This window comes from Winogradskyella sp. (assembly GCF_965656915.1).
Taxonomy (GTDB): domain Bacteria; phylum Bacteroidota; class Bacteroidia; order Flavobacteriales; family Flavobacteriaceae; genus Winogradskyella.
Window position 1 is genome coordinate 131671 of sequence record NZ_CBFHMI010000001.1, and the last position, 15018, is coordinate 146688.

Genomic DNA, 15018 nt, shown 5'->3' on the forward strand with positions numbered 1-15018 from the left:
TTGCATAAAATATGTATAAAATTAAAAATAAGCCTTCAATTGAATAGTACCTGTATGGATCGTTTTTGAAGTCTCTGTTTTACGTCCAAAATAATTAAGATTAAGGTCTAAAAATTTAGTGAGCTTTTTTTGCGCTAAAAGGCTCCACGTAAAATTTTTACCAGGCTGTAAGCCTTCTAGCATTTGGTAGGCGACAGGTGTATTAGCATTACCTTCAAATTCGTTTTGAAAAAAATTAAATTCACCTGTTAAGGCTATTTTTTGAGAATTATTATAGGTGAATGAAATACCATAATTATTTTGTACTAGAGATTCTAAACTGCCAATTGTATTATCTTTTGAGGTGTACTGATAGAACACGTCGAATTGTGCATTTTCGTTAAACAAATAAGACAACTTAGGTTGAAACTTTAATTCATCGATATTAAAATTTCTATTATTAAAATTCTCGCTTATGCTTTCATCATTTCCAAAACTTCCCAAAGCGTTTGCTAACCAATTAGTCGCAAACTTATGGTTAAAATTAAACTGATGACTGGTTAATCGATTTTCCTGAAAACCAATTGATAACAGATTTCTAATCGTATTGGTTAAAAACGTATAGGATGTTGTATAACGCTGTTTACCTCTGTTGTAAAACAATACGTTTCTAACACTATTATTTAAAGCCAATTGATTTTCTTCATCATCATTAAAAGGATTAAGATTAAAATTATTGCCTTCGCGCTTAATTTTACGATCTATTAAATACGATGTTTGATTATAAAAATGTGAGATTAACTTTTTTGTCTTATTCTCTGATTTACTCCATGGTTGCGGATTAAAAGTTAAGGTTTGACTTAAGCGATTTTGATGCGTTCTTACAAACACCTGATTTGGCAAAAGAACTCTGATATAATTTCCCTGATCTGCAAACTGTGCAATTTCAAATTCGTTTAATTCCTGTATCCCATTTTCATTATAATCTATCCAGGTGTAAGCACCTTGTCCAGCCTCTACCTCTACGTAAGTAAAATCTTGTTGTGGTAAGGTTCCTGAATTAGTTTCAAAACTTGTATTTAAAACAATGAGATTATTGAATAACTTTTGATTATAATTCAATCTGCTATTAAGACTTTGTTCATCTTGGGTAGATTCGTTCTCAGCCTTTAAATCTCTGTAGTTTACAAACAATTGAAGGTTGGTGAACTTATTTTGTATTAATCTAGATTTTAAATAGTAAGTGTTAGAGCTATTGACACGCTCTAACCTATTGTTACGCAAACTATCATTAAAGCGTTTGATATAACCAACCTCAGCAAATACTTTGGTACTATCACCTATACCTATAAAGGCTTCGTAGGCTTTAAGTTTTTGACTTAAAGGTGTTAACGAATCCGTTGCAATCACAGTCTGTTCGTTATCTTCAATCGCTAGTTTTATTCCTGCCCATTTTTTGTCTTTGCCGTAAACTGTACGATTAAAAGACCTTAAAAAGGTTGATTTATTTATAGTGCTTTCACTTTCTAAATAACTAGACTTAGAGAATAGATTAAAATCGCCTAATGTTAAGTTAGCAGTTAGATTATGTCTATTCCCATTAAAATTATTGGCGTAATCTAAATATTCAAAATTGTAAGCTACAAGTCCTTTTTTTGAATGCGACAATCGTAAACCTGAAGTAAGTAACAATTGATTACCAAAATTAAAATTACCCTGATCATCACGATTATCCTCTAAATTCCAATCTCTATTAAACTCAGCTCGGTAAAGTCGTTGAATAGTTCTAAAATTCTTCTGAATAAAATCTGCATCAACAAGTGCCGATAAATTCCAAAGACTATCATTCTGTATGATGTTTTGATTCAATTTTAATTTTGCGGCATAACCATCGTTGTCATCATCATCTAAACCCGAAAATAAATTGACATCATTTTTACTTCCTGCTAATTCAAAATACATATCTGTTTTTTCAGTTGGTTTGTATTGACCGTTTAAAACGGCTATTTGCAAACGTTCTGGTGCTACTAATTGCGTTATAGGTTCGTAATTACCTTGTGGAACTCCACCTATAGGAGCCACATACTCAAAAATATTACTAACAGCATTATCATTACTTAATACATAATTTCCCTGATTTGCACCAACTAGTGTAAAGCGAACACTAAATAATTCGTCTTCCGGATCTTGAGAAAACACAAAGACTTCTACTCCACCAATAATTTCTTGTTTATATAAAATTCTATTTTCGGAGAAAGACTCAGGTGTTGCAGACGATGCCACCATTAGATCTTTATCATCACCTGCATCTGCTAAAATTTGTGTTTGATCCGTTGATAGATTTTGCTGCAAGGGTTGATTTTTAGCATCACTTTCTGAATACACGGAGACATTTAAATTCAGTTTCTCAGTAGTATAACTACCACCACCAAAAACTGTAAATCTTGAGTAATTGCGTTCGCTAAATTGATAATCTACAGTAATACGCATCTCAGAAGTAATCGGAAACGTAGAGTTAAAAATAATCTCTCCTGCATTATAGTCTATAATATAATCTCTGTTCTCACCGCGTTCTAACGGTACACCATTAACGTAAACGGTTTCACTACCTGAAACTATGAGCACAAACAATTCATTATTAGGACCGCGCAACTTATATGGTCCTTGGTTACCTTCTTGAGCGGTAAACTGTGTTGTTGTAAACTGACCTCTTACTAATGCTCCAGAGGCAAAAACTGTAGTTTTATCACTAAGATTAGCACTAACCAGCAAACCTTGCACTCGCTTAGAGAAGTTAGCAAAGTAACTGCTAGTATTTACTAAATCTATATCACCTGCACGTATATTCCAATTGTCACTGAAGAGTTCTATAAACACCTGATCAAACTCATCTAATCGCTGAGAATATCCACTTTCTTGTAAAGGTATATTAGCATCTTGGATTGAAGCACGGAGTGACACTTTATCACTTAGTTTGCCTGATATCTGTAAATCTAATTCACTATTTAAAACCGAGTTTTGATTGTTACCAATGGTTACACCTCTAGAGATACTACCAGATGTTGTTAAACCATCAAAGGGAGTAAAGCTATTTTTGGTTCTGGTATCTTCAAGCCTGTAAAGCTTTTCTAAACCAGAAGTTTTATCGACAATAACTTTATCATCAAGTTGTCTGTAAACTTTGGTTAAAAATTCAGGATAGCGCAGATATTCAATCTGAATTGTATCTAAATCTATGCGCTTTTTAAACTTTAAAATAGCTTTAGAAAAATCTATAACATATAATGAAGAATCAATAACACTATTGTCCTTGGTCCTAACCACAAATTTATTTGGATTTATACTTACGGAATCTATAACAATGGAATCCTTAACTGCTACTCTTTTCGTTTTATAATTATTCTTATTCTCCTGAGCTATTCCGCTCAAAGAATATAGAAATAATAGGAAAAGTAACAGATTTCTCATGTAGAATAATAACTGCTTTACAAGTAAATTATTTTGTTGTTAAAATAGACTCAAAATAATAGTGTAAAAGTAGGGTATTATTTATTTTAGCTAAAACCGAAGAATTGACTTATGAAAATTGTATCTTATAACGTAAATGGCATTAGAGCAGCCATAAATAAAGGTTTTATAGATTGGTTAAAAGCGACAGATCCTGATGTGATTTGTCTGCAAGAAATTAAAGCTATGGAAGAGCAATTAGACCTAAATTTGTTCACCGATGCTGGCTATAATTACAACTATTGGTTTAGCGCCCAAAAAAAAGGGTACAGTGGTGTTGCCATTTTATGTAAATCTAAACCTAATCATATTGAATTTGGAACAGGTATAGAATCTATGGATTTTGAAGGTAGAAATATTAGAGTAGACTACGACAATGTTTCTGTAATGAGTATGTATTTACCATCAGGAACAAATGATGCCAGATTAGACCATAAGTTTGAATACATGGATTTAATTCATGATTACTTAAATACATTACAAAAAGAAAAGCCAAATTTAGTAGTGTGCGGAGATTATAATATTTGTCACGAAGCTATAGATATTCATAATCCAAAAATGAAAGGTGTATCTGGATTTTTACCAGAAGAACGCGAATGGTTAGGTAATTTCATAGATAGCGGATTTATAGATAGTTTTAGATTTTTGCATCCTGAGCGCCAGGAGTATTCGTGGTGGAGCTATAGAGCAAATGCCAGAGCAAATAATAAAGGATGGCGGCTAGATTATGCAATGGTTAGTCAACCATTACAAGAAAACATAAAACGAAGCGTTATTCTCACTGAAGCTGTTCACAGCGATCATTGTCCAATTTTATTAGAACTAGAATTTTAAAAACTAAATCATGATTAAAAAAATTTCGTTAATAGCACTAACACTGACTTTATTAACTTCTTGTGTGTCTAAAAAGATTTACACAGAATTAGAAGATAAATACGCTAATCTAAAAAAGGAAAATAGAAGTCTCAATGATGAAGTAAACGAATTATCTAATGATAAAACTAAATTAACCAACGATTTAAATGCATTACAAGCAGCTTACGAAAATGCTATAAAAGAAAGAGATCAATTACGCTCAGATTATGCTACTGCTAAGAGTAACCTAGATAACTTAAAAGCATCTTATAAAGCCTTGGAAGAGAATAGCTCTGCTGCGATTGCTGCAAACGCTCAAAAAAACAGGGAATTATTAACTCAGTTAGAGGCAAAAGAGCAAGCGTTAGCCACAGAAAATGAACGTTTAAATACCCTTAAAAAGGAATTAGAAAATCGTTCTAAACGTGTTGCAGAACTGGAAAATGTTATTGCTTCAAAAGATGCGAGTATGCGCGCACTAAAAGATGCCATATCTAAAGCACTCACCAATTTTGAAGGCAAAGGATTAACGGTAGAACAACGAAACGGAAAAGTTTATATCTCAATGGAAAACAAACTATTGTTTCAATCTGGAAGTTGGTCTGTAGGTACAGAAGGACGTAAAGCAGTACAACAATTAGGTAGCGTATTAGCGGATAACCCAGATATTGCCATTTTAATAGAAGGGCATACTGATGACGATCCTTATAAAGGTAATGGACAAATAAGTGGTAATTGGGATTTATCAACAAAACGTGCCACTGCAATTGTAAATATTTTAAGAGAAAATGCATCCATAAACCCTGAAAATTTAACGGCAGCTGGAAGAGGTGAATATGCACCTATTGCCTCAAATGAAACGACAGAAGGAAAAGCTAAAAACAGACGTATAGAAGTCATTTTAACACCAAAGTTAGATGAGATCTCTAAGCTGTTGAATGAGATGTAATTCTCATTCAGAGCGAAGCGAAGAATCTGATTATTTTAAAACCTTAACATAGATTTAGACCTTTCTCGTTTTAGGAATGTGAAAGGTCTTCTTATTTTTGTTCAGCAGGAGTGTCATTGCGAGCAAAGCGTGGTAATCTCTTGATAATAACTCAAGTTTAATTTAAATAGATTCCTGCTTTTGCAGGAAGTTAATATGAAATATACAACCTTACCCAACACAGATATAAAAGTGAGTAAAATATGCTTAGGCACCATGACTTGGGGAAATCAAAATACCCAAGACGAAGGATTTGCTCAAATGGATTTAGCTTTAGACAAAGGAGTTAACTTTTTTGATGTTGCAGAATTGTATCCTGTACCAGCAACAGCTGAAACTTATGCAGAAACTGAACGCATCATAGGTAATTGGTTTACAAAAACAGGTAACAGAGATAAGGTTGTGTTAGCTACAAAAATAGCTGGTCCTGGCGATTACACAGCTCATATCAGAACCACAGGATTCAGTAAAGAAGCTTTAAATGAGGCTGTTGACAATAGTTTAAAGCGATTACAAACTGATTATATAGATTTATACCAATTACATTGGCCAGAACGCCAAACTAACACTTTTGGCGTTAGAGATTATTCACATAATCCTAACGACAAATGGGAAGATAACTTCAATGAAATTCTTTACAGTCTAGATGAGATCATAAAAACTGGTAAAATTAGGCAAGTGGGATTATCTAATGAAAAAGCCTGGGGAACAATGCGTTATCTTGAAGAATCTAAAACACATAATTTACCAAGAATGATCACTATACAAAATGCCTACTCTTTATTATGCAGACCTTTTGAAGGTGATCTTGCAGAAGTTGCGCACAGGGAAAACATTGGTTTATTAGCATACTCACCAATGGCATTTGGTGTGTTATCTGGTAAATATATTAAAGGAACTGCAAGAGATAATGCACGTTTAAAAGCGTTTCCAAGGTTTGCCCGTTACAGTAGTGCACAATCTACAGAAGCTACAAAGCGCTATTTAAAAATTGCCGAAGATAATAACATGTCATTAGCACAAATGTCATTAGCTTTTGTGAATGAACGACCTTTTTTAACCAGTAATATTATTGGTGCTACTAATCTTGAACAGTTAGAAGATAATATAAATAGTATTAATATTTCATTGTCTGATGATGTCATGAACGCCATTAATGCGGTGCATGCTGAGATTCCGAATCCTGCGCCTTAAAACCTATTAATAATTCTTATTATTTTTTGAATTACGGAAAAACCGTAATTAAAGTCATGCTTTTTCTTACATTTTAACATTTAAGGATTTCTTTAAAATGAGTTATAAACTTAATTTTAGAGTATTCCCTCCTAAGATTGATTAATAGCGATTTAAAACGAAACTAATTTTAAATCGTTATATAAATATGAAAAACAAAATTTTAAGTGCAGCACTCTGCTTAGTGTTGCTTGCCATTTATTTCGCTTGCGAAAAAGATGATGCTTTCATTAAAGAACAGCAACCTATTGGAGTGAGTGACCAACAAAAAACACCAACTATAAAAAATGTATCGTTTAATGAGGTTGGTGAAACATTTAATGCTCTTAAAAACCGTTATCAATTAGATGGTTTTTTGCAATCTAATCTAGAGCATAATATGTTGTCTAGAAACACAATAGATACACTTGGAATAACCATTTACACTGATGACATAAAGGAAGTAACACTAGATGATTACACATCGTATACCATGTTAATTGCGTTGCCAGAATCTGACAGTACCAAATTTTATAACTTAACTATTGAAGATAAAAACGGTGAAGAAGGCATGTTTATGACCAAATACACACCAACCCAAGAATGGTTAGATGATAAAAATAAAGCCTATGAAGGAAGTATTAAAACAGCACGTATTGATGTAATTACCCAAGAATTTCCACCTGATGGTGGTGGTGAAATTGAAACAAATAATACTCAATATAATGATTATAGCACGCCACAAGGTAGTCCATATTATCCTTCAGATTGTGATGGTGTAGTAATAATCACAATAGAGGATGTGCCGTACCCTTGTAGTTGTAACCCTAGTCATATGCCTTGGGAAAGTTGTGGGTGTGAACTTCTTGAAAATGGAACATCGCCTGGTTACGACCAAGTCCCCTTCTATTACTGTGATGTCTACGGCAATGAATGGAATGACAATAATAATCCTAATGATACAACAAACACTAACACAAACGGCCCTGGAGGGCCTAGCGACAATACAAACGGAAATGAGGGTAATGACAATGAGTCTGAATCTTTAGCTGGCTTTGTTCCACCAGGTGAAACGTGCAGCGAACCACCTCCTTTATCATTAAATGGAGATTGTATTGTCGATGCATATGAACTTCTGATTGACAGATTATCAATAACTGATGAAGAAGAAAGAACATTTGTATTAGAAAATACAGTAGTTTCTGATGAAATAATAGAATATTTAGAGGATAATGCAAATAGTGAAGAAGCTATAGAATTTGCTAGCTTAGCAATTGATGTATTAGAAGAAGGAGGAGAAATAGATTTTGAACATGAAATTATTATGGATTCATCGATAGAAGATTGTGTAAAAAATATTATTAATGCACTCATAAACGATAATACACATTTGAATTTAGGAGATATGCCAGATGAAGTAAAACAAGAATTGAATCTTTCAGGTTTTATTTTGGAATTATTTAATAATTCTGACAATTTTCAACTAACTTTTAAAGCAGCAGATATTCCACCAAATTCTAATGGGGAAATCGTAAATGCAACAACAAACAGAGGACCAATCTCGGGAAACCCAGGTAATTTCTTTATTGATATTACATTGAATAATAGCTTTATTGCAAATGCAACCGATTTAGCAATTACAAGGACAATAATTCATGAATCTTTGCATGCATACATTGTTTATATTTATCAGACTGATATTTTTTCCAATTTATCGCAGGCATTTATGACATTGCTTTCAGAAGCAGGTATGCCTGATGATACAAACCCTGCACAACATCAATTAATGGTTGATTATTTTATTTCGGCAGTTGCCTATTCTTTGGAAAACTGGGACAATAGCAGTATCACTGATTCGAATTATTATGAATATATTAGTTGGTCAGGTGGATTAACCTCAACAAGCACCTTTAATAATAAACCAATTATTTTTCAACAGAACGTTATTAGTGCTAATATCGCTGAAGGTCAAGCAGATAATGAATATAATGCTGATATTGCAAAAGGATCTAAAAACTGTAATTAAATGAAAACAAATATTATAACATTAATCTTATTGCCTTGTATATTTCTTACATCATGCAAATCTTTTTCTCAAAAAAAATTAAATGAAACAATTTTAAACGATGAAGAATATAGAGTAATCAATAATCTTTTTACAAATGAATCTACTAATGTCAAATTATACTATTTAACTGATTTTTCTAAGACATGGTCATATTTAATGAGCTCAACTCAATTAGACAACTTATTAGGTCCACCTTGCAATAATGGTGAAAAAGTTATCAAATGGGAAGACATTTTCTCTGAATCAGATTTTAAAAAAATTAAAGATGAAATTATTACTTCTAAACCTGTTTATTTGAATTCAGACAAACTAGATAGCAGTTTTATATTAGTAGATAATCTCCTTAATTCAGATGAAACATACAATGCTGTATCTATAATTTCAAAACCTATTATTATTAGAGATTTAGCAATTGTAAAAAGAAGTAGTTTGAATGGTGATGTCATTATTATAGCAAAAAAGAATATAGATAAATGGGAAGTAATTTGTAGAAAATCTGTCTTTGAAACTTCCTATGACTAGTATTTAAAAACAAAAAGCCCTTCCATAATTGGAAGGGCTTTTTTCTAATAGATATTATTTGATTTTGTTACCATTTTTATCAAAAAAATGATATTCAAGATAAGTGTAAGCATCTCTAGGTAAAACTTTTACCCATTTTTTATGTTCAAAAAACCACTTTGAACGAACTGATGGAAACCCTTTGGTTAAAAAGGCTGCTATAAAAGGATGTGCATTTAATGTTACCTTTTTATAGTCTTTTTTGAAAATCCGCTCTAGGTCTTGACTAATTTTTTCTACCACTTTAATCGGTGCTTCAATTTCGTCTCCTCCTATTATATTAGGATTTTCTTCTTTTGTTTTAATATTACGTTCTGGCCTAACGCGCTGTCTGGTTATTTGCACTAAACCAAACTTACTCGGCGGCAATATTTTATGTTTTGCTTTGTCGTCTTTCATCTCATCTCTAAGATGATTGTAAAGTTTCTTTCTGTTCTCTGCACGTCCCATATCGATAAAATCAACAACAATAATGCCTCCCATATCACGTAAGCGTAATTGGCGAGCTAATTCGGTAGCAGAGATTAAGTTAACTTCTAAGGCTGTATCTTCCTGGTTTTTTTCTTTATTAGAACGGTTACCACTGTTTACATCTATAACATGCAATGCTTCGGTATGCTCTATAACCAAATAAGCTCCTTTTGCCATAGAAACGGTTTTACCAAATGAAGTTTTTATTTGGCGTTCAATGCCGTACTTCTCAAAAATTGGTGCTCCGTTTTTATAATACTTTACAATAGACTCTTTTTTCGGTGCAATCTGTTGCACATAATCTTTTACTTGTATGTACAATTCTTCATCATCTACTATAATATTAGAGAAAGAGTCATTAAAAATATCTCTCAAAATTGAGGATGCTTTGTTCATTTCTCCCAATACTTTAGTTGGGTGATGCGCTTTGTACAATTTTTTACACATTGCGGTCCATCGTCCCAGCAAATTTTGTAAATCATTATCTAGCTCGGCAACTTTCTTGCCGTCTGCTACAGTACGTATAATAACCCCAAACCCCTTAGGTGTGATACTTTTAACAAGTCTTTTTAAGCGGTCTTTTTCTTCCTGCGATTCAATTTTTTGAGAAATTGAAATACGGTTAGAAAAAGGTACCAGGACTATGTATCTACCGGCAATAGACAATTCTGAACTAATGCGTGGTCCTTTTGTGGAAATAGGTTCTTTTACTACTTGTACTAAAATGGACTGATTAGACTTAATAGCATTTGAAATACTACCATGTTTATTTAAATCCTTTTCTAATGGAAAGTCTTTAAGATTGTAATCTCTTAATTTCCCTGTGCTTACACGTTTAATGAATTTTAAAAGTGAAGGTAATTGTGGTCCAAGATCATGATAGTGTAAAAAACCATCTTTCTCATAGCCAACGTTAACAAACGCGGCATTTAAACCAGGAATAACTTTACGGATTTTGGCAATAAATATATCGCCTACTGCAAAGTTATTATCCTCTTCATCTTTATGTAATTCAATAAGTTTTCCATCTTTTAATAGTGCAAAATCAACAATATCTGAACTCGATCTTACGATTAATTCTTTGTTCATAATGTTAATTTATATCTAGCTCTTCATTGAGATAGATGGATTTTACTAAATTATTTGACACAGGATTGTAATATCCAGTAAACTCAGATACACTCTATTAAATATATCTAAATTCTATATCAAAGAACGTTTTTTTTAACGCATATAAAACTATCGTAATTATGCGCTTTAAACTGAAAAAAGTAGTTGAAAAACTACTTTTAACAATTTATTTCTTTTTGTGACGATTAGCGCGTCTACGTTTCTTACGCTTATGCGTCGCTACCTTGTGTCTTTTTCTTTTTTTACCACTTGGCATAATAAATAATGCTTTTAATTAATATTTTTTTTTATTGCTTTTAGTTTACTTCAACATTAGATTTTACACCTTCTAAAAATACTTTAGCAGGTTTAAAAGCAGGAATGTTGTGAGCTGGTATTTTTATTGTAGTATTTTTTGAAATATTACGACCTGTTTTTTCAGCTCTTGTTTTAATTATAAAACTTCCGAAACCTCTTAAATATACGTTATCTCCGCTCTCTAAAGATGTTTTTACTTCTTCCATAAAGGTTTCCACTGTAGCTTGCACATCTCCTTTCTCCATACCTAATTTATCAGATATTTTAGCTACTAAATCAGCTTTTGTCATTGTTATTAGTTTTAGGGTTACTATTATTTCTAAGGGATGCAAATATATGTAATTTAAATTCAATATTTCAAGCGTAATTAATTAAAATTTAACGGGATAAAGATTTAATTTTGTTCCGTCAATTAAAAAATCACATGGATTTTAAAAGTCAACTAATTAACTGGTATTCAAATCATAAGCGAGATTTGCCATGGAGGCAAACAAAAAACCCATACTATATTTGGTTATCAGAAATTATTTTACAGCAAACTCAGGTGAAACAAGGTTTGCCATATTATGTAGCTTTTTTAAAAGAATACCCAACTGTTTTTGACCTAGCGAATGCATCTGAAGAAGAAGTTTTAAAACTATGGCAAGGTCTGGGTTATTACTCCAGAGCAAGAAATTTACACACTACAGCTAAATTTATTGCAAATGATCTCAACGGTGTCTTTCCTAACACTTATAAAGAACTAATAAAACTAAAAGGTGTTGGCGATTACACGGCTAGTGCTATTGCCTCTATAGCGTTTAACGAAGCAGCAGCAGTTGTAGATGGCAACGTATATAGAGTCTTAGCACGTTATTTTGGTATAAACACTCCTATTAATTCAACGAAAGGAATTAAGGAGTTTAAAAAACTAGCGACTTCACTTATTGATAAAAGCAGACCAGCAACATTTAATCAGGCCATTATGGAGTTTGGTGCTACACAATGCAAACCTAAAAATCCTTATTGTCTAATTTGCCCATTCCAAAACAGTTGTGTAGCCTTGCAGAAGAATTTAATAAACACACTTCCAGTAAAACTGAAAAAGACCAAAGTAACGACTAAGTATTTCAATTATTTAGTTTTTGTAGATTCTAAAAAATATACGCTTTTTGAGAAAAGGACGAAACGCGGAATATGGCAAAATCTATATCAATTTCCTTTAATTGAAACTGAAAGAAGCTTGAATTCAGAGGAATTTGATCTTCTAAATTTTGAAAGCATCAATTTTAATTCTTCAAACTTTGATTACTTTCTGTATAACGAAAAAGATAAGATTCATAAATTGTCTCATCAACATTTATATACTAAATTCTGGATTATTGAAACAGATCAACTTCCCAAAGAAGCACTACCAATAAAAAGTCTTACAAAATATCCAGCACCTGTTTTAATCAGTGAATTTATAGAGGAATTCAACTTTGAAGGCTTATAGAAATCACATTTTTTTATTACTTTTAAAGTAGTGACTATAAAACACTTAAATTTGTACTCTAAAATTAAATAATTATGTCAGGAACGTTAAATAAAGTAATGCTGATTGGGCATTTGGGTGATGAAGTAAAAATGCATTATTTCGACGATAAAAACTGTGTCGGTCGCTTCCCATTGGCAACTAATGAAACTTATACCAACAAACAAACTAACGAACGTGTTTCTAATACAGAATGGCACAATATTGTTGTAAGAAATAAAGCAGCAGAAATTTGCGAAAAATATCTAAGCAAAGGTGATAAAGTCTACATTGAAGGTCGTATTAAAACCAGAAAATGGACTGACGATAAAGGCATGGAACGCTACTCTACTGAAATTCAATGCACTGATTTTACATTTTTAACCAATAAAAATGAGCAACAACAATCTCAGCAGCAAAATACTCCTAGTCATTCTCCACAACCACAACAATCTACAACTAATACCGTAGTACCTGATGGTGATGATGACTTACCATTTTAAACTTTTAAACTAATTTTATCTTGGACCCAGAACCCACGGTTTTATTTTCAAATTTATTAGTTTCTAGTACTTCATTTATAACGAGTGTAGTGTTACTTATTATACTACTGATTTGTTCTGCACTAATTTCTGGTGCTGAAGTTGCCCTATTTTCCTTAACTAAATCTAACATAGATGGCAGTGTAGAAAATAAATCTCAGGCTATGCAAATTATTGCTCAACTTTTGGAGCGACCTAAGAAATTATTAGCGACTATTTTAGTCGCTAACAATTTTATAAATATCGCCATAGTCTTATTATTTGCATATATAGGTGAAACCATCTTCAGTAATATTACAAATCATATTTTTAGATTCTTATTAGAAGTCGTTTCGGCTACGTTTTTAATCTTATTATTCGGAGAAATAATTCCTAAAATCTATGCCAGTAGAAATAGTGTAAAGTTCTCGTCATTTATGGCAAGACCATTAAAAGTCTTAGATGTACTTTTTTCGCCATTAAGTTTACCTATGCGTTATGTTACTATTAAGCTACAAAAAACGTTAGGTAAACAGCGATCTAATCTGAGTGTAGACCAATTATCACAGGCATTAGAATTGACAAATGACGATGAAACAACACAAGAAGAGCAAAAACTCTTACAAGGTATAGTATCGTTCGGAAACACAGATACCAAACAAGTAATGCGTCCTAGAATGGATTTATTTACATTAAATATAGATACACCCTTTGAAACTATAATAAAAGACATTATTGACAACGGTTATTCCAGAATTCCGGTTTATGAGGAAAATATAGATACTGTAAAAGGAGTGCTTTATGTTAAAGACCTTTTACCTCATCTGAATAAGAAAAAATTTAATTGGACTACCATCTTAAGAGAGCCCTTCTTTGTTCCCGAAAACAAAAAGTTAGACGACTTAATGGTAGAATTTCAAACCAAAAAAGTTCATCTTGCTGTTGTTGTTGATGAATATGGAGGTACATCTGGCTTAGTATCTTTAGAGGATATTATTGAAGAAATTGTTGGCGATATTAGCGATGAGTACGATGATGAAGATTTGATTTATACAAAACTAGATGATAACAATTATAGTTTTGAAGGTAAAACACCACTAAAAGATGTTTACAAAATTGTAGGTATTGAAGATGATGTCGAAGATTTTGAAGCCAGAAAAGGTGAAGCAGAAACTCTTGCAGGATTTGTATTAGAAATTTCTGGTGGATTCCCTAGGATTGGAAGTAAAATAAATTTTAAAAATTACGTTTTTACTGTAGAAGCTTTAGAGCGTAAACGTATAAAGCAAATAAAACTAACCTTATTAGAACATAATAAATGAAGCGATTAATTGCTCTTTTACTTAGCCTGGTGTTGCTTGGTTGCGGTGATGACCCATTACCAAAACCTAATGCCTTTTTACGATTAGAATATCCGAATGCAGACTATAAAACAGCTCCAGTACCACTGCCATTTACATTTGACAAAAACGAGTTGTCGAGTCCAATAAAAACCGTAAAATCATCGGGCAGCACTAAAGGAGTTAATATAAAATACCCTTCACTAAAAGCAACGATATATCTTACCTATAAAGAAGTAACTGAAGGAAATTTAGATAGTCTATTGAGAGATGCGCAAAACTTAACTCAAAAGCATACCATTAAAGCAGACGAAATATCTAGTAACCTATTTGAAAATGATGAAGCACGTGTTTATGGTATGTTGTACGAAATTGGTGGTGATGCCGCTTCTCAATCTCAATTTTATGTTACCGATAGTATAAATCATTTTTTAAGTGGTTCTCTATATTTCTATGCTAAACCAAATTACGATTCTATATTTCCTGCTTCAGAATATCTTAAAAAAGACATTAAGCGTATTATGGAATCTATTCGATGGCAAAAGAAATAAGCAAATTCGATGTATAAAAAAAGCAGCCAATTGGCTGCTTTTTTT

12 protein-coding genes are annotated in these 15018 nt (G+C 32.3%); 9 read left to right on the forward strand and 3 right to left on the reverse strand.

Annotated features, from left to right (window positions below):
• Nucleotides 1–21 precede the first annotated feature (21 nt).
• The gene (locus ACTG3Y_RS00650) at nt 22–3447 is read right to left on the reverse strand and encodes a hypothetical protein (protein ID WP_439150988.1); all 3426 of its coding nucleotides are present in this window, start codon (nt 3445–3447) and stop codon (nt 22–24) included.
• 111 nt (nt 3448–3558) lie between these two features.
• On the opposite strand from ACTG3Y_RS00650, the gene ACTG3Y_RS00655 reads away from it, so the two are divergent.
• From ACTG3Y_RS00655 to ACTG3Y_RS00675, 5 genes are all read left to right on the forward strand, one after another.
• Nucleotides 3559–4320 carry an exodeoxyribonuclease III gene (locus ACTG3Y_RS00655; protein ID WP_439150989.1) on the forward strand — a complete coding sequence of 254 codons (762 nt, stop codon included), beginning with the start codon at nt 3559–3561 and terminating at the stop codon, nt 4318–4320.
• Between the two features lie 10 nt (nt 4321–4330).
• The gene (locus tag ACTG3Y_RS00660) at nt 4331–5290 is read left to right on the forward strand and encodes an OmpA family protein (RefSeq protein ID WP_439150990.1); all 960 of its coding nucleotides are present in this window, start codon (nt 4331–4333) and stop codon (nt 5288–5290) included.
• Nucleotides 5291–5485: 195 nt separating this feature from the next.
• A complete protein-coding gene (locus ACTG3Y_RS00665) occupies nt 5486–6523 on the forward strand; it encodes an aldo/keto reductase (RefSeq protein WP_439150991.1) in 1038 nt (345 codons plus the stop codon).
• Nucleotides 6524–6710: 187 nt separating this feature from the next.
• The gene (locus tag ACTG3Y_RS00670; RefSeq protein ID WP_439150992.1) at nt 6711–8567 is read left to right on the forward strand and encodes a hypothetical protein; all 1857 of its coding nucleotides are present in this window, start codon (nt 6711–6713) and stop codon (nt 8565–8567) included.
• A gap of 198 nt (nt 8568–8765) precedes the next feature.
• Nucleotides 8766–9131 carry a hypothetical protein gene (locus ACTG3Y_RS00675; protein ID WP_439150993.1) on the forward strand — a complete coding sequence of 122 codons (366 nt, stop codon included), beginning with the start codon at nt 8766–8768 and terminating at the stop codon, nt 9129–9131.
• A gap of 54 nt (nt 9132–9185) precedes the next feature.
• On the opposite strand, the gene ACTG3Y_RS00680 is transcribed toward ACTG3Y_RS00675, so the two are convergent.
• A complete protein-coding gene (locus ACTG3Y_RS00680; RefSeq protein ID WP_439150994.1) occupies nt 9186–10730 on the reverse strand; it encodes an Rne/Rng family ribonuclease in 1545 nt (514 codons plus the stop codon).
• 338 nt (nt 10731–11068) lie between these two features.
• Nucleotides 11069–11359 (reverse strand): HU family DNA-binding protein, encoded by a 291-nt coding sequence (locus ACTG3Y_RS00685; RefSeq protein ID WP_439150995.1) that lies wholly within the window; start codon nt 11357–11359, stop codon nt 11069–11071.
• Between the two features lie 134 nt (nt 11360–11493).
• Between ACTG3Y_RS00685 and mutY the strand changes: the two genes are divergently transcribed.
• The 4 genes from mutY to gldD all read left to right on the forward strand — a co-directional run bounded on the left by mutY (nt 11494) and on the right by gldD (nt 14973).
• Nucleotides 11494–12543, forward strand: a complete 1050-nt coding sequence (gene mutY / locus ACTG3Y_RS00690) for an A/G-specific adenine glycosylase (protein ID WP_439150996.1) — start codon at nt 11494–11496, stop codon at nt 12541–12543.
• 74 nt (nt 12544–12617) lie between these two features.
• Nucleotides 12618–13064, forward strand: coding sequence for a single-stranded DNA-binding protein (locus ACTG3Y_RS00695; protein ID WP_439150997.1), 447 nt, complete (start codon nt 12618–12620; stop codon nt 13062–13064).
• A gap of 20 nt (nt 13065–13084) precedes the next feature.
• The gene (locus ACTG3Y_RS00700; protein ID WP_439150998.1) at nt 13085–14404 is read left to right on the forward strand and encodes a gliding motility-associated protein GldE; all 1320 of its coding nucleotides are present in this window, start codon (nt 13085–13087) and stop codon (nt 14402–14404) included.
• A complete protein-coding gene (gene gldD, locus ACTG3Y_RS00705) occupies nt 14401–14973 on the forward strand; it encodes a gliding motility lipoprotein GldD (RefSeq protein WP_439150999.1) in 573 nt (190 codons plus the stop codon). The genes ACTG3Y_RS00700 and gldD overlap by 4 nt, the downstream gene beginning before the upstream one ends.
• Nucleotides 14974–15018: the final 45 nt, after the last annotated feature.

Excerpts from the sequence above, each read along its gene's own strand:
- ACTG3Y_RS00650 (WP_439150988.1), bottom strand. The coding sequence starts at position 3,447 with ATGAGAAATCTGTTACTTTTCCTATTATTTCTATATTCTTTGAGCGGA.
- ACTG3Y_RS00655 (WP_439150989.1), top strand. The coding sequence starts at position 3,559 with ATGAAAATTGTATCTTATAACGTAAATGGCATTAGAGCAGCCATAAAT.
- ACTG3Y_RS00660 (WP_439150990.1), top strand. The coding sequence starts at position 4,331 with ATGATTAAAAAAATTTCGTTAATAGCACTAACACTGACTTTATTAACT.
- ACTG3Y_RS00665 (WP_439150991.1), top strand. The coding sequence starts at position 5,486 with ATGAAATATACAACCTTACCCAACACAGATATAAAAGTGAGTAAAATA.
- ACTG3Y_RS00670 (WP_439150992.1), top strand. The coding sequence starts at position 6,711 with ATGAAAAACAAAATTTTAAGTGCAGCACTCTGCTTAGTGTTGCTTGCC.
- ACTG3Y_RS00675 (WP_439150993.1), top strand. The coding sequence starts at position 8,766 with ATGAGCTCAACTCAATTAGACAACTTATTAGGTCCACCTTGCAATAAT.
- ACTG3Y_RS00680 (WP_439150994.1), bottom strand. The coding sequence starts at position 10,730 with ATGAACAAAGAATTAATCGTAAGATCGAGTTCAGATATTGTTGATTTT.
- ACTG3Y_RS00685 (WP_439150995.1), bottom strand. The coding sequence starts at position 11,359 with ATGACAAAAGCTGATTTAGTAGCTAAAATATCTGATAAATTAGGTATG.
- mutY (WP_439150996.1), top strand. The coding sequence starts at position 11,494 with ATGGATTTTAAAAGTCAACTAATTAACTGGTATTCAAATCATAAGCGA.
- ACTG3Y_RS00695 (WP_439150997.1), top strand. The coding sequence starts at position 12,618 with ATGTCAGGAACGTTAAATAAAGTAATGCTGATTGGGCATTTGGGTGAT.
- gldD (WP_439150999.1), top strand. The coding sequence starts at position 14,401 with ATGAAGCGATTAATTGCTCTTTTACTTAGCCTGGTGTTGCTTGGTTGC.